The following is an 18,419-nucleotide window of genomic DNA, read 5'->3' as shown; positions in this document are numbered from 1 at the left end:
GGTCAGGCCGAGGCGGTGGTCAGAGCCGCCAGCTCCGCGTCCGACAGCTGCACCTCGTCCATCGCGAACAGAGCCGGCAGCTGCTCGACGGTGCGGGCGGACGCGATCGGCGAGGTGACCGTCGGCTGCCGCGCGAGCCAGGCCATGGCCACCGTGGCCATCTCGACGCCGTGCGCTGTCGCGACGTTCTCCAGAGCCTGGAGCACCTTCACGCCGCGCTCGGTGTCGGCGTAGCCGCCGGCCATGCCCGGGATGGCCCGCACGTTCTCGATCGTCCTGCCGGGACGGTACTTGCCGGTGAGGAACCCGGAGGCGAGCGCGAAGTACGGAACGCAGGCCAGCCCTTCACGCTGCACGATGTCCCGCTTCGGGCCTTCGTAGGTGTCACGCGAGACGAGGTTGTACTGCGGCTGCAGCGCCACGTAACGGGCCAAGCCCTCGCGGTCGGAGAAGGCCAGCGATGCCGAGAGCCGTTCGGGGCTGATGTTGGACGCCGCGATGGCACGCACCTTGCCGGACCGCACGAGCTCGTCGAGCGCGGTGATGATGTCTTCGACCGGGATGGACTCGTCCCGGTCGAAGTGGGTGTAGTAGAGGTCGATGTGATCGGTGCGCAGGCGCCGCAGGGACTCGTCGGCGGCGGCCTTGATGGTGGCGGGCTCCAGGCCCAGATAGTCCGGGTGGTCGCCGACCTTGGTCGCGACGACCACGCTGTCGCGATCGCGGCGGGCGAGCCAGTCGCCGATGATGGTCTCGGACTGGCCCGGCTGGTTGCCCTGCTCGGGGAAGTAGTTCATGTACGAGTCGGACGTGTCGACGAAATTGCCGCCCGACCCGGTGTAGGCGTCCAGGACCGCGGCCGACTGTTTCTCGTCGGCGGTCCAGCCGAAGACGTTGCCGCCCAGGCAGAACGACGAAACACGGAGGGAGGACGAGCCGAGGGCACGGAGTTCGGTCATACCTCGATGATACGAAGATCAACCTGCGTCCGGCACTGGGAACTTCCGCCGGGCCTCAGACCCGCTGAGCCGACTTCGAGCCGCGCCGGGCGGCCGCGCGCTGCCAGAAGATGATGCCGAAGCCGATGAAGCCGAGCACGATTCCCGCGAACGCGGTCCACACCCACACGCCCTGGGCCACGAAGAACAGGACCACCAGCGCGACCAGCCACGCCGAGGTGCCTACGATCACGACCGGGGTCAGGTCGGTCAGCCGCTTCGGCAGGTCCGGCGTGTGCCGCAACGAGCCCGTAACCTCCGGGGAATTGATCGGTTCATCCACATGGTGAAGGGTACCCCCGGGGCCACGCCCGCGAAGCTTCTCCCGCGGCGGCCGGCCGGGCACACAGCACAGAGATAGGCAGGCGGATGTCGGAGCAGTCGCAGCGGCCGGAAGAGCGCGGCGTGTCCACTCTGGACCGGTTCTTCAAGATCACCGAACGGGGTTCGAGCGCGGGCCGCGAGATCCGCGGCGGCGTCGTCACGTTCGTGACCATGGCCTACATCGTGGTGCTGAACCCGTTGATCATCGGCAGTTTCTCGGCCAGTACCCCGTCCGCACACAAGGACGTGCTGGGCAACATCCTGCCGGTGCCGCAGGTCGCGGCCGTCACGGCGCTGGTCGCCGGCGTGCTGACGATCCTGATGGGACTGGTCGCGAACTACCCGTTCGCCATCGCCACCGGCCTCGGCATCAACAGCCTGCTCGCGGTCACCATCGCCCCGCAGATGACCTGGCCCGAGGCCATGGGCCTGGTGGTGATCGAGGGCGTGATCATCGTGCTGCTCGTGCTCACCGGCTTCCGGACGGCGGTGTTCCGCGCGGTGCCGCCGGCGCTGAAGTCGGCGATCGCGGTGGGCATCGGCCTGTTCATCTGCCTGATCGGCCTGGTCGACGCCGGGTTCGTGCGCCGGCTGCCGGACGACGCGCACACCACGGTCCCGGTGGGCCTCGGCATCAACGGCTCGATCGCGTCGTGGCCGACGGCCGTGTTCGTGGTCGGCCTGTTGCTCACCGCCATCCTGGTGGCCAAGAAGGTCAAGGGCGCGATCCTCATCGGGGTGCTGACCTCGACCGTGCTGGCGATCGTGGTCGAGGCGATCGTGAAGGCCGGGCCGTCGAACGGCACCGACCCGAAGGGCTGGAACCTCGGCTACCCGGCGCTGCCCGGCCAGGTGGTCGGCCTGCCGAACCTGTCGCTGGTCGGCGACGTCTCGTTCGGCGCCTGGAGCCGGCTGCCGATCATCACCGTGGTGCTGCTCGTGTTCACGCTGGTGCTGGCCGACTTCTTCGACGCCATGGGCACGATGACCGGGCTGGGCAAGGAAGCCGGCCTGATCGGCAAGGACGGCCAGCTGCCGAACGTCGGCAAGGCGCTGTTCGTCGAGGGCCTCGCGGGCGCGGCCGGCGGCTTCGGCTCGGCCAGCTCGAACACGGTGTTCGTGGAGTCCGCGTCCGGTATCGCGGAGGGCGCGCGCACGGGCCTGGCGAACGTCGTCACGGGCGTGCTGTTCCTGGCCGCGATGTTCCTGACGCCGCTGTACCAGGTGGTGCCGGTGGAGGCCGCCGCGCCGGCGCTGGTGGTCGTGGGCGCGCTGATGATGACGCAGGTCAAGGAAATCGACTTCACCGACTTCTCGATCGCGCTGCCGGCGTTCCTGACGATCGTGGTCATGCCGTTCACGTACTCGATCGCCAACGGCATCGGCGCCGGCTTCGTGAGCTACGTGGTGATCCGCGCGGCGACGGGCAAGGCCCGGCAGGTCCACCCGCTGATGTGGATCATCGCGGTGGCCTTCGTCGCGTACTTCGCCGTCGGGCCGATCCAGTCCGTGTTGAACTGACGGTGATCATGCCGGGTGGCGGGGTTCACCCTGGCGCGCCATTTTCGTAAGGTATGCTAACTATATGTCCGGCGACACGCACGAGCGCTCCCTCGCGAGCCGCCTGCGTCTCGCGGTGGTCCGGCTCAACCGCCGGCTCCGGGCCCAGCGAGTGGGCGACGACGTCACGTTGACGCAGGTCGCCGCGCTGTCCACCTTGCACAAGTGCGGTGCGCTGACCCCGGGCCAGCTCGCCGCGAAGGAAGGCGTCCAGCCGCCCTCGATGACGAGGGTGATCGCCGCGCTCGAGGAGATGGGGTTCGTCGAGCGGCGTCCGCACCCGACCGATGGCAGGCAGGCCATCGTCGAGCTGTCCGAGGACGGGCTCGCGTACGTGCGCAAAGCCATCTTGGTGCGGGAGGCGTGGCTGGACCGGCAATTGGCCGAACTCGGCGAGGAAGAGCTGGACGTGCTCTCCCGCGCCGCTGAGATCATCGACAGGATGGCGGGGAACTAACACCGGTGACCACCACGGGTAGCGAAACAGACAGTACGGCCGATACCACTGCTACCCGGGAAACGGCACCGGCGCCGTCGTGCCCGCCGACCTCCTCCCCACCTGGTCCAGACCACCCCGGGATACCGGAACTGCCAGCTGGCGCCGGGGCGCCGCCGGCGGAATCGGCGCCCGCTCCGGCGAAGTCCAAGACGCGGGGGATGTTCTCCTCGCTCGGGGTGCGCAACTACCGGCTGTTCTTCAGCGGCCAGGTGATCTCGAACATCGGCACCTGGATGCAGCGCATCGCGCAGGACTGGCTGGTGTTCACCCTCAGCGGCAACAACCCGCTCGCGCTCGGCATCGCGGTCGCGCTGCAGTTCACCCCGACGGTACTGCTCTCGCTGTGGGCCGGCGTGCTCGCCGACCGCGTCGACAAGCGGCGGATGCTGATCGTCATCCAGGTCGTGAACACCGTGCTGGCCGCGTCGCTCGGCTTGCTCGACCTGACCGGGGTGGTCGCGCTCTGGCACGTTTACCTGCTGTGTGTGCTGCTCGGCGTGACCTCCGCGATCGAGGTGCCGACCCGGCAGTCGTTCGTCGCCGAGATGGTGGGCCGCAGCCAGATCACCAACGCCGTCGCGCTGAACTCCTCGATCTTCAACATGGCGCGCATCGTGGGCCCGGCGATCGCCGGCTTCGCGATCACCTGGGTGGGCACCGGCTGGCTGTTCATCGCGAACGCGGTGAGCACGGTCGCCGTGGTCGCCGGGCTGGCGCTGATGAACCCGGCCAAGCTGTTCCGCGGCCCGGTGGTCCCGCGCGCGAAGGGCCAGCTGATGGAGGGCCTGCGCTACGTGCGCCACCGCTCCGACCTGGTGACGGTGATGGTGCTGATGTTCTTCGTCAGCACGTTCGGGATCACCTACTTCACCTCGTTGCCGATCGTGGCGGCGAACGTCTTCCACACCCAGGCCGACGGTTACGGGCTGTTGTCCACGCTCGTCGCGGTGGGGACTTTCACGGGCGCGCTGGCCTCCGCGCGGCGCGGGATCAAGAGCCGCCCGCGGGTCCGGCTGATGCTGATCTCCGGCGCGCTGCTGGGCCTGTTCGAATTCATCACCGCGTTCATGCCGACCTACCTGGCGTTCGGCCTGGGCCTGATCCCGCTCGGCTTCGCCACGATCACCTTCCTGAACACCGCGAACGCACTGGTGCAGACGTCGGTCTCGCCGGAGATGCGCGGCCGCGTGATGGGCATCTACGTGCTCGTCCTGATCGGCGGCAACCCCATCGGCGGCCCCATGACGGGCTGGATGGCCGACGCCTTCGGCGGCCGCTCGCCGTTCTACATCGGCGGCGCGGTCTCGCTGGTGGCCGCCGTGGTCTGCGCCCTGGTCCTCATCCGCCGCGGCGGCGTGAGCCTGCCGGTTCGCCGGTTCGGCAACGGGCTGCGGGTGCTGAAACGCGAACGCGTCTGATCCTGGAGCGCGTCATGGCCCCCTTGCCGCAGGTGAGGGGGCCTTTTGCTGCTCGGTGCGCGGAAATGATCCACACCCGAACGAGTGAGACCCGGGTCTCCGGCAGGACGGGGTTGCGGATCTTGCTGAGGTTAGGCTAACCTCATACACGTCCGCTTCGTGGTGGGAGCGGCAGTCAGTTCGGGAACGGACGGAGCCTCACAACCGGGAACCCCGGGGGTGGGGCTCCGTTCATTTGACGAGCTGCTCATCGAGAAACCCCAAGAGCTCCTCAAGTCCGGTTCATGGTCGGGTCCGGGACCGGTGTCGTCAAGGGGTGGTCACCCGGCTGCAGGGGCAGCCGCGGCAGGGACATGCCGAAGTACACGCGGTAGGCCAGGCGCACGGCGGATTCCGAGGGCAGCAGGACCTCGTGGCGCACGCCGTCCACGGTTTCGATCAGGCGGTCGCCCGAGAGGGTCACACGGCCCTGCGAGGTGGGGCGCGAGCAGGTCAGCGTCCGGGTGAAGTGCGAAGCCGGCGAGGTCGAGTGCCACCACGCCATCGGGACGAAGTCGGGCAGCGTCCGGGGGCGGCGTTCCAGGCGGTAGACCGGTTTGCCGTCGCGCAGCACGTCGATGTCGCCGTGCGGGGCGTCGAGCATGAGGAACTCGCCCTCGGCGTCCGGCTGCGGCGCGACGGCCGAGAGGGCCAGCGGCGCCTGGCTGAAGCTGCCGAAGCCGACGTCCACCAGCCACGGCTCGTCCAGCTGCACGATGATCGCGGCGTGGTCCAGCGGGACGCCGGGGGTGCCGTCGGCGTGGAAGACCTGGGTGCCGTGCAAGGTGGCGGCGAAGCCGAGTTCACGCAGCAGCGCGGCGAAAAGGCCGTTCAGCTCGTAGCAGAAGCCACCGCGGCGGCGGCGGACGATCTTGTCGAACAGCGCGTCCTGGGTGAGCTCGATCGGCTCACCCAGGTGCACACTCAGGTTCTCGAACGGCACCCGCTCGAGGTGGCGCGCTTGCAGCACGCGCAGGGCGGCCAGATCCGCGGCCACCGGCAGGGCAAGATCGAGGCGGGCCAGGTAGGCATCGACGTCCATGCCCCCACTCTCACACCTCCAGTGCACTCCAGGTCAAGCGAAAACCGGGGCCCTCCCACTGAAGGGAGGACCCCGGTCGGCGTCAGCAGCGAGAACTCAGCCGAGCAGCAGGCCGTTGCCGCCGGCCACCGCGTTGTCGAAGCGCTTGCTGATCTCGGCCCAGTTGAAGATGTTCCACAGGGCCTTGACGTAGTCCGGCTTCACGTTCTTGTAGTCCAGGTAGAACGCGTGCTCCCACACGTCGACCAGCAGGATCGGCGTGGTCGGCAGGATCAGGTTGTTGTGGTGGTCGCGCAGCTGCTGGGTGATCAGCGTCTTGCCGATCGGGTCCCAGGACAGCGCGCCCCAGCCGTTGCCCTGGATCGTGGTCGAGACCGCGGTGAACTGGGCCTTGAACTTGTCGAAGGACCCGAACGCCTCGTCGATCGCGGCGGCCAGCTCGCCGGTCGGCTTGTCGCCGCCTTCGGGCGAGAGGATCTTCCACCACACGACGTGGTTGGCGTGGCCGGCCAGGTTGAAGGCCAGCGTGGTCTCCAGGCCGACGATGTTGCCGAAGTCGCCGGCTTCACGCGCCTCGGCGATCTTGTCCAGCGTGTCGTTCGCGCCCTTGACGTAGGTCGCGTGGTGCTTGCTGTGGTGCAGCTCGTTGATCTCGCCCGAGATGTGCGGCGCGAGCGCGCTGTAGTCGTAGTCGAGATCGGGCAGCTCGTACCGGGCCATTGGCCCTCCTTCTGTCTTCGACACAAGTTTCTACTACCGAACCTAGTAGCACACCCACCTCCCCGGCGAGCGGGGGCGGTGTCGTCACCACAGGGTGGGACCACTCGTTCGTCAGGGGCCTACCCGGGGGCATCCCCTGTGAAACCAAGCCTTGTACCTCGACCAAACTGGAGGTCAACCGGCTGTGACCGGGCTCATCCGCCGGGGCGTCAGGCGACCCGGTAACGGTCGAGGTCCGTGGCCAGCTCGTCGAAAACGGCGACGTTGCACTCGAACGCCACGGCCGTCTCGTTGATCACCCGAGCGCGCTCTTCTTCGCTCCACGGGGCGGTGTCCAGCTTCGCGCGGTAGCGGTCGCGGAACGCGGGGGCGCTGCCGATCTCGTCGAAGTGGTAGAACATCGTCCCCGCTTGGTCGAGGCCGAACTTCTTCTCCAGCAGACGGCGGATGACCTGCCCGCCGGCGATGTCGCCGAGGTAGCGCGTGTAGTGGTGCGCGACGTAGCCGCCGCCCCACGAAGCCGCTTCGCCGACGCGCGCCGCGTACGCCTCCGTGCTCGCGAGCGGCCGGATCTCGGTCCGCCAGCCCGGGCCGACGAGGTGGGCCAGGTCGGTCTCCAGCGCGGGCAGCCGGCGCAGCTCGTCGAACACGAACTCGCCGCCGACGGAGTCGGCCGCCATCCGGTCGCTGGCCTGCTCGATCGCCTGGTAGATGAAGTAGTACTGGATCGCCAGCCGGGTGTACCCGGCCAGGGACAGCTCGCCGCCCAGCAGCGCGTTCATGTAGCCGGAGTGGTTGGCCCGGTCGTGCAGCACCCTGGTCGAGGCGCGCAGCGTCGCGGAGAACGGGCGGGTGTCGAGGTCCGTGGTCACCGACATGAAGACGCCTCCAGCGATCGATCTGACAGCCTGTCAGAAAGATCGTAGGGCACGAACGCGGCTTAGGCTACCCTAAATCGGACGTGGATCCGGAACTTCACTCGTCCCGAGGGCCCGCAGGACGAAGCCGACGGCCGCCTCGATCGCGGCGTCCAGCTGGTCGGCGGGCACGTCGATCACCTGCCGGCTGCCCAGCGCGGCGGTCACCATCGGGATGACGACGTCCACGTCCTGGGCCGGCCAGCAGCCGGCGTCGACGCCCGCGAGCAGCACCGCGCGCAGCTGCCCGGTGATCGGGTCGGCGTGCGCGCTGATCCGCCGGTACGCCGAGGGCGCGAGCGCCGACTCCAGCGCCCCGCCCGGCGGCAGGTGGTATTCGGCGAGCACACGCAGCTGAAGCCGGACGAACGTGGCGAGCTGCCGGACCGGGTCGGCCTCCGCCTCGACCGCCTCGCGCAGCCGCGTGACGTACCGCGCGGCCTCGTCCTCCACGAAGGCGACGAGCAGGCTTTCCTTGTCCGGGAAGTGGTTGTACAGCGCGGTGCGGCCGAGCCCGGCCTCCGCCGCGATGCCGGACAGCGTGATCGCGTCGAAGCCGCGCTCGTAGAGCTGCGCGCGCAGCACGTCGAACACCCGGGCGCGGACCTCGCGCCGGTGCGCCTCGATCGAGCCGCCGAGCACCTTCGGCATCCGCTTCACCCCAAGACTCGTGAGTGTCTATGACGGTTAGAACCGTCGTAGACACTCACGAGTCTTTCACGGCGCCGCTCAGTCGGCGAGCGGCCAGGTGTGCACGGGGTCGCCGTTCGCGGACAGCTCCAGGTAGCGGCCCAGCATCCGGTTCAGCGCCGTCTCCCGGTCGTCGCCGCGGTTCTGCGCGCGCTGCACGTAATCCCGTTGCCAGGTCGAGCCGCTGCGCCGCGCCAGGCACCGGCGCTCGATGATGCCGAGGTACTTCACCCGGGCCTCATCGGAGACTTCGGAACGGCGCAGGCCCTCGTGCGCCAGCGGCAGCAACACGCGCAACGCCAGCTCGTCCGGCGGGATCCAGCCGATGCCCGGCCAGTACAGCTGCGCGTCGAAGCTCTTGCGCGCGCCCGCGTACAGGTTCTCCTCCGCGGCCTGGAACGACATCTGCGTCCACACCGGCCGCTCCTGCTCGGCCAGCGCCCGTTGCGCGCCGTAGAAAAACGCCGCATTGGCAACGATGTCCACCACGGTCGGCCCGGCCGGCAGCACGCGGTTCTCCACCCGGAGGTGCGGCAGGCCGTCGACCACGTCGTACACCGGCCGGTTCCAGCGCCAGATGGTGCCGTTGTGCATCCGCAGCTCGGTGAGCTTCGGCGCCTGGCCCGCCTCCAGCGTTTCGATCGGGTCCTCACCGTCGGTCTCGGGCAGCAGCCCGGGGAAGTACCGGACGTTTTCCTCGAACAGATCGAAGATCGACGTGATCCACCGCTCGCCGAACCACACCCGCGGGCGCACGCCCTGGTTCTTCAGCTCCTCCGGCCGCGTGTCGGTGGCCTGCTGGAACAGCGGGATGCGCGTCTCGTGCCAGAGCGCCTTGCCGAGCAGGAACGGCGAATTCGCGGCGAGCGCGATCTGCACGCCGGCCAGGCACTGCGCCGCGTTCCAGTGCGCCGCGAATTCCTCGGGCGCGACCTGCAGGTGCAGCTGAACCGAGGTGCACGCGGCTTCCGGAAGAATGGATTCCGAATAGCTGCGGAGCCTTTCCGGCTGCGCGCCGGGAAGCGCCGCGCCCTCCATGGAAAGCGAGATCCGCTCGCCGCGGGCGGCGAAAATCTGGTCGTTGAGTGACGAATACCGCGTTTTGTTGGTGAGCCATTTTTGATCGAAGTGCTCTTGGCGCAGGGTGGGCAGGATGCCGATCATGGCCAGCGTCGAGCCCGTGTCGGTGGCCTTCTCCGCCGCTTTGCCGAGGTACGCCTGAAGGTCGTCTTCCAGCTGTAGAGCCGAATCCCCGGCCAGCGGCCGCGGCGGCACGTTCAGCTCGAGGTTGTGCTGGCCCAGCTCGGTGGTGAAGGACGGATCGTCGATCGCCTCCAGCACCGCGGTGTTGGTCATCGAGGGGCGCAGCCGGCCGTCGACCAGGTTCAACTCCACTTCGAGCCCGATGTTCTTGCGGGGAAAGGAAAAGCTCCCATCCGTGAGCATTCGGGCCAACGTGTCGAGACAACGCTGGACCTTACGGCGATACCGTCCGCGGTCGAGGTGAACCGACGGTGCGGCCGAGAGATCCGTACCCATGTGTGACGCGCTCCTTGGCTGCGATCCGCGGGTGTCCGGGCGGGGACTGCCAGGGCGCCCACCGTTGCACAGCGGGCCACGGCGGGCTAGCGGCCAAACTGGTGCTCTCTGTCACGGCGGGTTAACTCACTGCAAAAACCCCCCGTTCGTACCAGGGAATGCCCGTCGTTCGGACCAGCCGGGCGGGCTGAGGGCGGATGTCAGACTGTGCGGGTGGCCGAACTGATCTTCACCGAGGACCGGGCGAATCCGGGGCTCGACGACTTCCGTGACTTGTCCACAGCGGACCGGCGCCCGGACCGTCCCGGTGGGCGGGGACTGGTGATCGCCGAGGGGACCGTGGTGGTCGGGCGGATGCTCGCTTCGCGTTATCCGGTGCGAGCATTGCTCGGCGTGGAACGGCGATTCCGCGAATTGGCGGACGAGCTCGAGGGAGTCGACGCGCCGGCATATGTCACATCCGCGGAGACGATGGCCGAAGTCGTCGGCTTCCACCTCAACCGCGGGGTGCTGGCCGTCGCCGATCGTCCCGTGCCGCCGACGGTGGACGAGGTGGTCGCGGGCGCGGGCGTGCTCGCCGTGCTGGAAGGGGTCGGGGACCACGAGAACCTCGGCGCGCTGTTCCGCAACGCCGCCGCGCTCGGCGTCGACGGGGTGCTGCTCGCGCCCGGCTGCTCCGATCCGCTGTACCGGCGAAGCGTCCGCGTCTCGATGGGGCACGTGCTGCGAGTGCCGTTCGCGACCTTCGACAACTGGCCCGGCGGGCTGGATATGCTGCGGGAAAACGGGTTCCGGGTCGCCGCGCTCACCCCGCGGGCCGATTCGGTGCCGTTGCGAGGTTTGCGCGCCCGGGTGCCGGGCCGCATCGCGCTGCTGCTCGGCGCCGAGGGGCCGGGGCTGTCGGCCGACGCGATCGCGGCCGCCGATCTGGCCGTGCGGATCGAGATGGTGCCGGGGGTCGACTCGCTGAACGTCGCCACCGCGGCCGCCGTCGCGTTCCACGAGGTGGCCGCCACCAGCTGACGAGGTGCCACGCCGTGGGCACGCCCACTACTAAGGTGGCACACGCTGATAGTGATTCACCGGCGCGGAAGGACACTATGGAGCTGCGGATCCGCGGCGAGCGCGCGGTGCTCGCCGGTCCGGGCGGCGAGCACGCGCGCGAGGTCGACCCGCGCCGGCTCGCGATCGGTGCCGACCTGGCGCAGGCGCTGCACGAATGGGCGCGCGTCGCCTCGGCGGTGTCGCGCACCGGGCCGGAGACTGAGGTCGCGGGCTCGGTGGTTTCGCAGCGCGGCCGTCAGCTCGCCGGACGGCTGGCCGCGGTGATGGGGACCCAGGTGCGGTTCGTCGACCCGGTTTCGGGAGTGGAAACGGTGGTGGAGCCCCCGCCGCCGGCGCCCGGCGAACGCGAGCCGCGGCGCGCCCGGCACCGCCGCGAACCGGTGCCGTGGTTCACGGGACTGACGGTGTCCGCGTTCGCCACCGTGCTCGTGGTGGTCGCGATGCTCGCGCTGGCGGGCACGCTCGCGCGCGAGACCAGCGGATGGCTCGCCGTGCTGGCCGCCCTCGTGGTCACCGGCGGGATCACGCCGTCGCTCTGGCTGGGCCGCAACCTGCCGATCCTGCGCTGGGCGGTGCTCGGCGCCGGGGTCGGGCTCGTGGCGGCCTGGGTCGGCGTGCTGGTGATCGTCTTCTGAAACGGTGGCCGAAGACCGCGGCCCGGCCGATACTGACGCGATGGCGCCCGTGGACGAACTCCGGAAACGCTGCCTCGCCCTGCCCGAGGCTTCCGAGCGAATCAGCCACGGCGAGCCGACCTGGTTCGTCCGCGAGAAGAAGGCGTTCGTCCGGTTCGCCGACAACCACCACGGGGACGGGCGGCTCGCGTTCTGGTGCCCGGCCCCGCCCGGCGCGCAGGAGGAACTCGTGCGCACCGAGCCGGACCGGTTCTTCCGGCCGCCGTACGTGGGGCACCACGGCTGGCTCGGGGTGCGGCTGGACGTGGACGTCGACTGGGCCGAGGTGGACCGGATCGTCCGCGACGCCTACCGCCTGGCCGCGCCGAAAGCCCTGGCCGCGCTGGTCGGGGACTAACCGCGCTGCGAGCGGACGCCCAGCAGGACGTCCTCCCACGACGGCACGATCGGGTGGTTCTTCTTGGCCTTCGTGCGCTGGCCCTCGTCGGACTCGGCGCCGGCAGCGTCGTCAGAGTCATCGGACGGCGGAACGCGCGGGATCTCGCGCGTGTCGTCCTCTTCGCCCTCGTCCGGGCGGGTGGGCGCTTCGATCACGCGCACCTCGTCGGCCGAGGCGGAGTCGAGCGTCGGCTGGACCGCGGTGTCGCGGGCCGGCTCCAGCGCGCGGACCGTGCGCGGGGCGCGGTAGGCGTTGGGGTTCAGCAGGACTTCGGCGTTTTCGTCCAGCGCCTGCACGGTGCCGCCGTGCGCGCCGGGGGCGAACGACCAGTGCGCGCGGTTGTCCGAGCGGCCGGCCTTCCACCGCAGCACGACGACCCACTTGCCGTCGTCGCCGCGCCAGGAGTCCCACTTGGCCTGGGTGTAGTCGTGGCCGCGGACGCCGAACGCGTACGCGATCACCTCGCCGAGGGTCTGCACGTCGGGGCCGTCCTCGCGGACGGGGTGCGCGCTCTGCGCCAGCTCCGCGGTGCGGGAGCGCTCGAGCAGCACGGGGTAGGCGAAGCGCTCGACGCGCTGCGCCGAAACGCCGGAACCGCCCGCCACCTGCTCGACGGACTCTCCCGCGCGGATTCGCGCCTGGATCTCGCGTGGCCGCATCTGGCTCTCCAACTCGATTTCGATCTGGCCCAGCCGGGCGATGTCACCCCTCGCCGCCGCGCGCAGTCTCTCATCGGCCGGGAGCAGGAAGCGCGTACGGCTCGCCGGGTCTTCGAGCACGATGGACTTGCCGTCCTCGTGCAGCCCGATCACCCGTAGCGCCCGCATTTCTCGCCTCCCCGATCTTCACCTTTGTGGGTGCTTACGTTAGATCGGCGCGTCGACTTGACGTGCGAGGCGCGCCGATGCTTCACCCGCTTGCTGTCTTTTCGATTTGATCTTCGACATTCTCTCAGCCCGGCCGGGTCGGCGGATCGCGTGACACGCCGACCACGTTCTGTCACGAATGAGTGGAAAACCCGCTGGGCGGCAAGCGGATCTCGACCACGAGCCCGCCCCGCGGGCCCGGCCTGGCCGACGCTTCGCCGTCGTGCGCCTCGGCGACCGAGCGCACGATCGACAGCCCGAGGCCGGCGTTGCGCGAGTTGCCGGTCCGCTCGGCGGCGAGCCGCCGGAACGGTTCGAACAGCGTGGCCGCCGCGTCCGCCGGCACCACCGGGCCCGAGTTCCGGACGGTCAGCGCCGGGTCGCCGCTGATCTCGACGTGCACCCAGCCGCCGCGGGAGTTGTACGTGATCGCGTTGACCACAAGGTTCGTCACCAGGCGTTCGAGCAGCACCGGGTCGCCGGCCACGGTCCGCGCGCGCAGGTTCGCCTCGACCACGACGCCGGCCTCCTCGGCCTGGGCGGCGGTCGCGGTGATCACGGTGCGGACGACCTTGTCCAGCCGCACCGGCGAGCGCGAGGGCAGCCCGCGGTCGCTGCGCGCCAGCACCAGCAGGCCCTCGATCATGCGCTCGCTGCGCTCGTTGGTCAGCAGCAGGTGCTCGCCGAGCTTGCGCAGCTCGGGGCCGGCCTCGGGGTCGGCCAACGCCACTTCGATCAGCGTCCGCTGCACGGCGAGCGGGGTCCGCAGCTCGTGGGAAGCGTTGGCGACAAAGCGTTTCTGGCTGTCGAAGGACTCGCCGAGCCGGTCGAGCATGCCGTCGAAGGTGTCGGCCAGCTCCTTCAGCTCGTCCTCGGGGCCGTCGAGGTTGATCCGCCGGTCGAGCCGGCCGGCCTCGAGCTTGCGGGCGGTCGAGGTGATCGTGTGCAGCGGCCGCAGCGTGCGGCTCGCCATCACCCAGCCGAAGAACACGGCCAGCGCGGCCGCGACGAGCAGCGCGACGGCGGACCCGACGAGCAGGGTGGACAGCGTCGCCGAGCGGTAGTCCGTGATCGCCGCCTGCGTGGCCGCCACGAGCTTGAGGCTCGACGGCGTGTGCTCCACCGGGATGGCCGGCGCGAGGGCGACACCCGCGGCCTCGGCCCGGGTCCCCTGGACCGCCGTCGTGGCGAACTGGCCGGCGTCCGGCAGCGAGCCGTTCACCAGCGCGTAGTTGATCAGCAGCAGCACGAGCCCGGCGAGCAGGAACAGGCCGCCGTACATCGCGGTGAGCCGGTTGCGGACCGACAGCCGGGGGCGCCTCACGCGCCGAACCGGTAGCCGGCCCCGGGCACGGTCTCGATCACCGGCGGCTCGCCGAGCTTGCGGCGCAGCGTCATCACCGCCACCCGCACGGCGTTGGTGAACGGGTCGGCGTGCTCGTCCCACGCCTTCTCCAGCAGGTCCTCGGCGCTCACCACCGTGCCTTCGGCCCGCATCAGCACTTCCAGCACGGCGAACTCCTTCGGGGACAACGGCAGGAACCGGCCCGCGCGGGCGGCCTGGTGCCGGGGCAGGTCGAGCACGACGTCGCCGCGCTCCAGCACCGGCGGCAGCGCGGGGCGCGCCCGGCGGCCCAGCGCCTGGACGCGGGCGACCAGCTCGGCGAACGCGAACGGCTTGGTCAGGTAGTCGTCGGCGCCCAGCCCGAGCCCGGCGACGCGGTCGGTGATGTCGGCGGCGGCGGTCAGCATCAGCACCCGCGCCTCGCCGCCGGTCGCCAGCACCGCGGAGCACACCTTGTCGCCGTGCACCACGGGCAGGTCGCGGTCCAGCACGACCACGTCGTAGGCGTGCACGCCGACCCGCTCCAGCGCCTGCCCGCCGTCGTAACAGACGTCGACGGCCATCGAAAACCGGCGCAATCCCTCGGCAATCGAGTCCGCCAGCAGCTGCTCGTCCTCCACTACCAATACGCGCACCGGCCCAGTCTGCCCGGCCGGGGGATAAGGGCCGCATAAGCGGATTCGCTTAGCCCGCCGGAATCGCCCGATCCGTAGAACTTCGGGCCGGAGCCGGGACCGGCCGGCAGGAGGAGGAGCTATGCGGAAACGACAGGTGGTCGTGGTGGCGGGGCTGGCGGCGATGCTGCTGGCGGGCTGTGGCGGCGGGGGCGGCGGGGACGACAAAGTCGCGTCGATTTCCGGCCCGCCGAGCACTTCGGCGGCGAAGGACGCGGGCGGCGGCGGGCAGAAAGCCGACCCGGAGCAGGAAAAGCAGATGTTGCAATTCGCGAAATGCATGCGGGACAACGGCATCGACATGCCGGACCCGAAACCGGGCTCGGGCGGGATGTCGATCGCACTGCCCGCCGGCAGCGCCGCGGACGCGGACAAGATGAGCAAGGCGCAGGACGCCTGCAAGAAGCTGCTGCCCAACGGCGGCCAGCCGAAGCCGCTCGACCCGCAGCAGCTGGACGCGGCGCGCAAGCGGGCGCAGTGCATGCGTGACCACGGCATCGACATGCCGGACCCGGACGCGAACCACGCCGGCACGATCAACCTCGGCTCGGACCAGGCCAAGACCGAGGCCGCGATGAAGGCCTGCGGCTTCGGTGACGCCGCCGCGCCCGCCGCACCCGGGACGGGTGGGAAGTGACCGGACCGGACCGCCCACGCCGCCGTCGCGCCCGCTGGTTCGTCGCGGTCGCCGTGGCCGTGGTGGTGCTGGGCACGACCTCGGTCGTGGTCCTCACGCGCGTCGCCGAAGGCACCTCCGGTCCGGCCGCGGCGCCGCCGCAGGTCGAGACCGCCGAGGTGACCAAAAGCGACCTGAGCGACGCGGAGGAGGTCGACGGCACGCTCGGCTACGGCGCGGAAACCTCGGTCACCGGCCGGAAACCGGGCACGCTCACGTCGCTGCCGGCGGCGGGCTCGACTATCTCGCAGGGCAAGACCGTCTACAGCGTGGACGCCAAGCCGGTGCCGCTGTTCTACGGCACCCTGCCGTTCTACCGCGACCTGGCCGACGGCGTGGACAAGGGCCCGGACGTCAAGGAGCTGGAGCAGAACCTCCAGGCGCTGGGCTTCGGCGGCTTCGGCGCGCCGGACACGAAGTTCACCTCCGCCACCGCGGCGGCGGTGAAGAAGTGGCAGAAGTCGCTGGGCGTCGAGCAGACCGGCACGTTCGGGCAGGGTGACGTCGTGCTGGCGGCCGGCGAGATCCGCGTCTCCTCGGTCACCGGCCAGCTCGGCGGGCCGGGCGCCGGCGAGCTGCTCAAGACGACCGGCACCGGACGGTCGGTGACCGTGAAGCTCGACGCCGCCAAGCAGGCGCTGGCCCAGGTCGGCGCCAAGGTCGGCCTGACCGTCAACGGCACCGAGACCACCGGCACGGTCACCGATGTCGGGCACACCGCGGAGCAGGGCAAGGACGCCTCGGGCCAGCCGAACGGCACGTTGACGATCACCGTCACGGTGAACCTGGACGACCCGAAGGCGGCCGGCTCGCTCGACTCCTCGCCGGTGACCGTCCGGTTCACCAAGGACGTGCACAAGGGCGTCCTGTCGGTCCCGGTCGGCGCGTTGCTCGCGCTCGCCGAGGGTGGTTACGCGGTCGAGGTCGACGACCACGGGAAGCGGCACCTGGTCGCGGTCAAGACCGGGATGTTCAGCGGCAGCAAGGTGGAGGTCTCCGGGGCCGGGCTCGCCCCCGGTGTGCGGGTGGTGACGACCTCGTGACCCCGGTCCTCGCCGCGCACGGGGTTTCGCGCACCTACCCGGGCGGGGTGGCCGCGCTGCGCGACGTCTCGCTTTCGCTCGAGGAGGGCGAGCTGGCGGCGATCGTCGGCCCGTCCGGCTCGGGGAAGTCGACGCTGCTGCAGCTGATGGGCACGCTCGACCGGCCGACCGCGGGCCGGGTCGAGCTGCGCGGCCACGACGTCGCCACCCTGCCCGACCGGAAGCTGGCCGCCCTGCGCTCGCGCTGGATCGGGTTCGTGTTCCAGCAGTTCTTCCTCGACGACGGGCTCAGCGCGGTCGACAACGTCTGCACCGGGCTGCTGTACGCCGGGGTTCCGCGGAAGGACCGGCGGCGCCGGGCGCTGGCCTCGCTGGAGCGGGTCGGGCTCGGGCACCGCGCGTGGCACCGGCCGGGCGAGTTGTCCGGCGGCGAGCGGCAGCGGGTGGCGATCGCGCGGGCCGTGGTGAACGGGCCGTCGATCCTGCTCGCCGACGAGCCGACCGGGAACCTCGACACCGGCACCGGCGCGGCGGTGCTCAGCCTGCTGGCGGAGCTGAGCGCGGACGGCACGACGATCGTCGTGATCACCCACGACCGCGAGATCGCGGCCGGGCTGCCCCGGCGGATCGAGCTGCTCGACGGTGTGCTGCGGCTCGACACGGGCCACGACACGGGGCTGGTGGTCCGATGATCACCGTCGCCCCGCCGCCGGTGCCCGACCCGGCTCGGCTCGGCCCGCGGGACGTGCTGACGCTCGGCGCGCACGGCATGCGGACCCGCCCGGTGCGCGCCGTGCTCTCGGCGCTCGGCATCGCCATCGGCGTCGCCGCGATGGTCGCCGTGCTGGCGATCCCGGCGTCGAGCGCGCAGGCCCTGCACGACCGGCTGGCCGCGCTGGGCACCAACCTGCTGGTCGCGGCCCCGGGCCAGACGCTGTTCGGCAAGCCGGCGAAGCTGCCGGACGAGGCCGTGGCGATGGCGAAGCGGATCGGCCCGGTGACTGCGGCTTCGGGGCTCGGGCTGACCCCGCAGACCGTGCGGCGCAGCGACCGCATCCCGGCCGAGGAGACGTCCGGGCTGTCCGTGTTCGCGGCGACGCCGGACCTGCTCGGCGTGCTCGGCGGGAAGGTCCGCACCGGCTCGTTCCTGGACGCGGCGAACCAGAAGTTCCCGGTGACGGTGCTCGGCTCGGAGGCCGCCGCGCGCCTCGGGATCGACCACATCGACCCGGCCAAGCCGCCGCAGGTGTGGCTCGGCGGGCACTGGTTCACCGTCGTCGGCATCCTCGACCCGATGCCGCTGGCGCCGGAGGTGGAGCGGTCGGTGCTGGTGGGCTGGGACGTGGCGAAGGCGTTGCTGGGCTTCGACGGCCACGCCAGCACCGTGTACGCCCGCGCCGACGAGTCCCAAGTGGACAGTGTGCGGGGCGTGCTCGGCGCGACGCTCAACCCGGCCTCGCCCGACCAGGTCAACGTCCGCCGTCCGTCGGAAGCGCTTGAGGCGCAACAGATCACCGACAACAGCTACAGCGCGTTGTTCCTCGGGCTCGGCGGGGTCGCGCTGCTGGTCGGCGGCGTCGGCGTGGCGAACACGATGGTGATCTCGGTACTGGAACGGCGGCGCGAGATCGGCCTGCGCCGGGCACTCGGCGCGACCCGCCGTCAGGTGCGCGGGCAGTTCCTCGCCGAATCGGTGCTGCTGTCCGGGCTCGGCGGGCTGGTCGGGGTGCTCGTCGGGGTGCTGGTGACCGCGGGGTATGCGCTGAGCCAGGGCTGGCCGGCGATCCTGCCGCCGCTCGCGCTGGCCGGCGGGGTCGCGGTGGCCGCGCTGGTCGGGGCGATCGCGGGGGCCTATCCGGCCGCCCGCGCGGCGCGGCTGCCGCCCACTCAGGCGCTGGCCTGAGGAAGGGCCCCTTTCAGGGGGGAAGGG

General features: G+C 70.7%; 20 protein-coding genes. 10 read left to right on the top strand and 10 right to left on the bottom strand.

Going from position 1 to position 18,419, the window contains the following annotated elements; genetic code table 11:
* Window positions 1-2 precede the first annotated feature (2 nt).
* Window positions 3-959, bottom strand: a complete 957-nt coding sequence (locus tag OG371_RS10905; RefSeq protein WP_329068149.1) for an aldo/keto reductase — start codon at window positions 957-959, stop codon at window positions 3-5.
* Between the two features lie 55 nt (window positions 960-1,014).
* On the bottom strand, window positions 1,015-1,242 hold the full coding sequence (locus tag OG371_RS10900) for a DUF2530 domain-containing protein (RefSeq protein ID WP_329073001.1): 228 nt from the start codon (window positions 1,240-1,242) through the stop codon (window positions 1,015-1,017).
* A gap of 125 nt (window positions 1,243-1,367) precedes the next feature.
* On the opposite strand from OG371_RS10900, the gene OG371_RS10895 reads away from it, so the two are divergent.
* The 3 genes from OG371_RS10895 to OG371_RS10885 all read left to right on the top strand — a co-directional run bounded on the left by OG371_RS10895 (window position 1,368) and on the right by OG371_RS10885 (window position 4,799).
* Window positions 1,368-2,843: an NCS2 family permease gene (locus OG371_RS10895; RefSeq protein ID WP_329068147.1), complete on the top strand. Its 1,476-nt coding sequence runs from the start codon at window positions 1,368-1,370 to the stop codon at window positions 2,841-2,843.
* 64 nt (window positions 2,844-2,907) lie between these two features.
* Entirely contained in the window at window positions 2,908-3,339 is a 432-nt protein-coding gene (locus tag OG371_RS10890) for a MarR family winged helix-turn-helix transcriptional regulator (protein WP_329068145.1), read from the top strand.
* 200 nt (window positions 3,340-3,539) lie between these two features.
* A complete protein-coding gene (locus OG371_RS10885; protein WP_329068143.1) occupies window positions 3,540-4,799 on the top strand; it encodes an MFS transporter in 1,260 nt (419 codons plus the stop codon).
* A 271-nt stretch (window positions 4,800-5,070) separates the two neighbouring features.
* Here OG371_RS10885 and OG371_RS10880 read toward each other — a convergent pair whose 3' ends face one another.
* The 5 genes from OG371_RS10880 to OG371_RS10860 form a co-directional block, all read right to left on the bottom strand.
* Window positions 5,071-5,880: an arylamine N-acetyltransferase family protein gene (locus OG371_RS10880; RefSeq protein ID WP_329068141.1), complete on the bottom strand. Its 810-nt coding sequence runs from the start codon at window positions 5,878-5,880 to the stop codon at window positions 5,071-5,073.
* A gap of 96 nt (window positions 5,881-5,976) precedes the next feature.
* The gene (locus OG371_RS10875) at window positions 5,977-6,600 is read right to left on the bottom strand and encodes a superoxide dismutase (protein WP_091617339.1); all 624 of its coding nucleotides are present in this window, start codon (window positions 6,598-6,600) and stop codon (window positions 5,977-5,979) included.
* Between the two features lie 209 nt (window positions 6,601-6,809).
* The gene (locus OG371_RS10870) at window positions 6,810-7,478 is read right to left on the bottom strand and encodes a biliverdin-producing heme oxygenase (protein WP_329068138.1); all 669 of its coding nucleotides are present in this window, start codon (window positions 7,476-7,478) and stop codon (window positions 6,810-6,812) included.
* 72 nt (window positions 7,479-7,550) lie between these two features.
* Window positions 7,551-8,168: a TetR/AcrR family transcriptional regulator gene (locus OG371_RS10865; RefSeq protein ID WP_329068136.1), complete on the bottom strand. Its 618-nt coding sequence runs from the start codon at window positions 8,166-8,168 to the stop codon at window positions 7,551-7,553.
* Window positions 8,169-8,246: 78 nt separating this feature from the next.
* A complete protein-coding gene (locus OG371_RS10860; protein WP_329068134.1) occupies window positions 8,247-9,746 on the bottom strand; it encodes a glutamate-cysteine ligase family protein in 1,500 nt (499 codons plus the stop codon).
* A 213-nt stretch (window positions 9,747-9,959) separates the two neighbouring features.
* Here OG371_RS10860 and OG371_RS10855 point away from each other — a divergent pair, with 213 nt between their 5' ends.
* The 3 genes from OG371_RS10855 (at window position 9,960) to OG371_RS10845 (ending at window position 11,843) form a co-directional block, all read left to right on the top strand.
* Entirely contained in the window at window positions 9,960-10,769 is an 810-nt protein-coding gene (locus OG371_RS10855) for a TrmH family RNA methyltransferase (RefSeq protein ID WP_329068132.1), read from the top strand.
* 77 nt (window positions 10,770-10,846) lie between these two features.
* The gene (locus OG371_RS10850) at window positions 10,847-11,446 is read left to right on the top strand and encodes a DUF2537 domain-containing protein (RefSeq protein ID WP_329068130.1); all 600 of its coding nucleotides are present in this window, start codon (window positions 10,847-10,849) and stop codon (window positions 11,444-11,446) included.
* Between the two features lie 40 nt (window positions 11,447-11,486).
* Window positions 11,487-11,843, top strand: a complete 357-nt coding sequence (locus OG371_RS10845) for an MmcQ/YjbR family DNA-binding protein (RefSeq protein ID WP_329068127.1) — start codon at window positions 11,487-11,489, stop codon at window positions 11,841-11,843.
* Here the strand turns inward: OG371_RS10845 and sepH are convergent.
* From sepH to OG371_RS10830, 3 genes are all read right to left on the bottom strand, one after another.
* Window positions 11,840-12,712, bottom strand: coding sequence for a septation protein SepH (gene sepH, locus OG371_RS10840; protein ID WP_329068125.1), 873 nt, complete (start codon window positions 12,710-12,712; stop codon window positions 11,840-11,842). The two genes, OG371_RS10845 and sepH, sit on opposite strands and share 4 nt — an antisense overlap.
* Before the next feature lie 172 nt (window positions 12,713-12,884).
* Window positions 12,885-14,075 (bottom strand): sensor histidine kinase, encoded by a 1,191-nt coding sequence (locus tag OG371_RS10835; protein WP_329068124.1) that lies wholly within the window; start codon window positions 14,073-14,075, stop codon window positions 12,885-12,887.
* On the bottom strand, window positions 14,072-14,731 hold the full coding sequence (locus OG371_RS10830) for a response regulator transcription factor (RefSeq protein WP_329068122.1): 660 nt from the start codon (window positions 14,729-14,731) through the stop codon (window positions 14,072-14,074). The genes OG371_RS10835 and OG371_RS10830 overlap by 4 nt, the downstream gene beginning before the upstream one ends.
* Before the next feature lie 121 nt (window positions 14,732-14,852).
* On the opposite strand from OG371_RS10830, the gene OG371_RS10825 reads away from it, so the two are divergent.
* From OG371_RS10825 to OG371_RS10810, 4 genes are read left to right on the top strand one after another with little or no spacing between them, the layout of a single operon-like run.
* Entirely contained in the window at window positions 14,853-15,407 is a 555-nt protein-coding gene (locus OG371_RS10825; RefSeq protein WP_329068120.1) for a hypothetical protein, read from the top strand.
* Window positions 15,404-16,489, top strand: coding sequence for a peptidoglycan-binding protein (locus OG371_RS10820; protein WP_329068118.1), 1,086 nt, complete (start codon window positions 15,404-15,406; stop codon window positions 16,487-16,489). The genes OG371_RS10825 and OG371_RS10820 overlap by 4 nt, the downstream gene beginning before the upstream one ends.
* Window positions 16,486-17,181 (top strand): ABC transporter ATP-binding protein, encoded by a 696-nt coding sequence (locus OG371_RS10815; RefSeq protein ID WP_329068115.1) that lies wholly within the window; start codon window positions 16,486-16,488, stop codon window positions 17,179-17,181. The genes OG371_RS10820 and OG371_RS10815 overlap by 4 nt, the downstream gene beginning before the upstream one ends.
* Complete coding sequence (locus tag OG371_RS10810; RefSeq protein ID WP_329068113.1) at window positions 17,178-18,392, top strand: ABC transporter permease; 1,215 nt, start codon at window positions 17,178-17,180, stop codon at window positions 18,390-18,392. The genes OG371_RS10815 and OG371_RS10810 overlap by 4 nt, the downstream gene beginning before the upstream one ends.
* Window positions 18,393-18,419: the final 27 nt, after the last annotated feature.

The sequence above is a fragment of the Amycolatopsis sp. NBC_01480 genome, from assembly GCF_036227205.1.
In the GTDB taxonomy this organism is placed as follows: Bacteria; Actinomycetota; Actinomycetes; order Mycobacteriales; family Pseudonocardiaceae; genus Amycolatopsis.
Note: the sequence above shows the minus strand (reverse complement) of the source record. Positions and strands in the feature narration are given on the sequence as shown.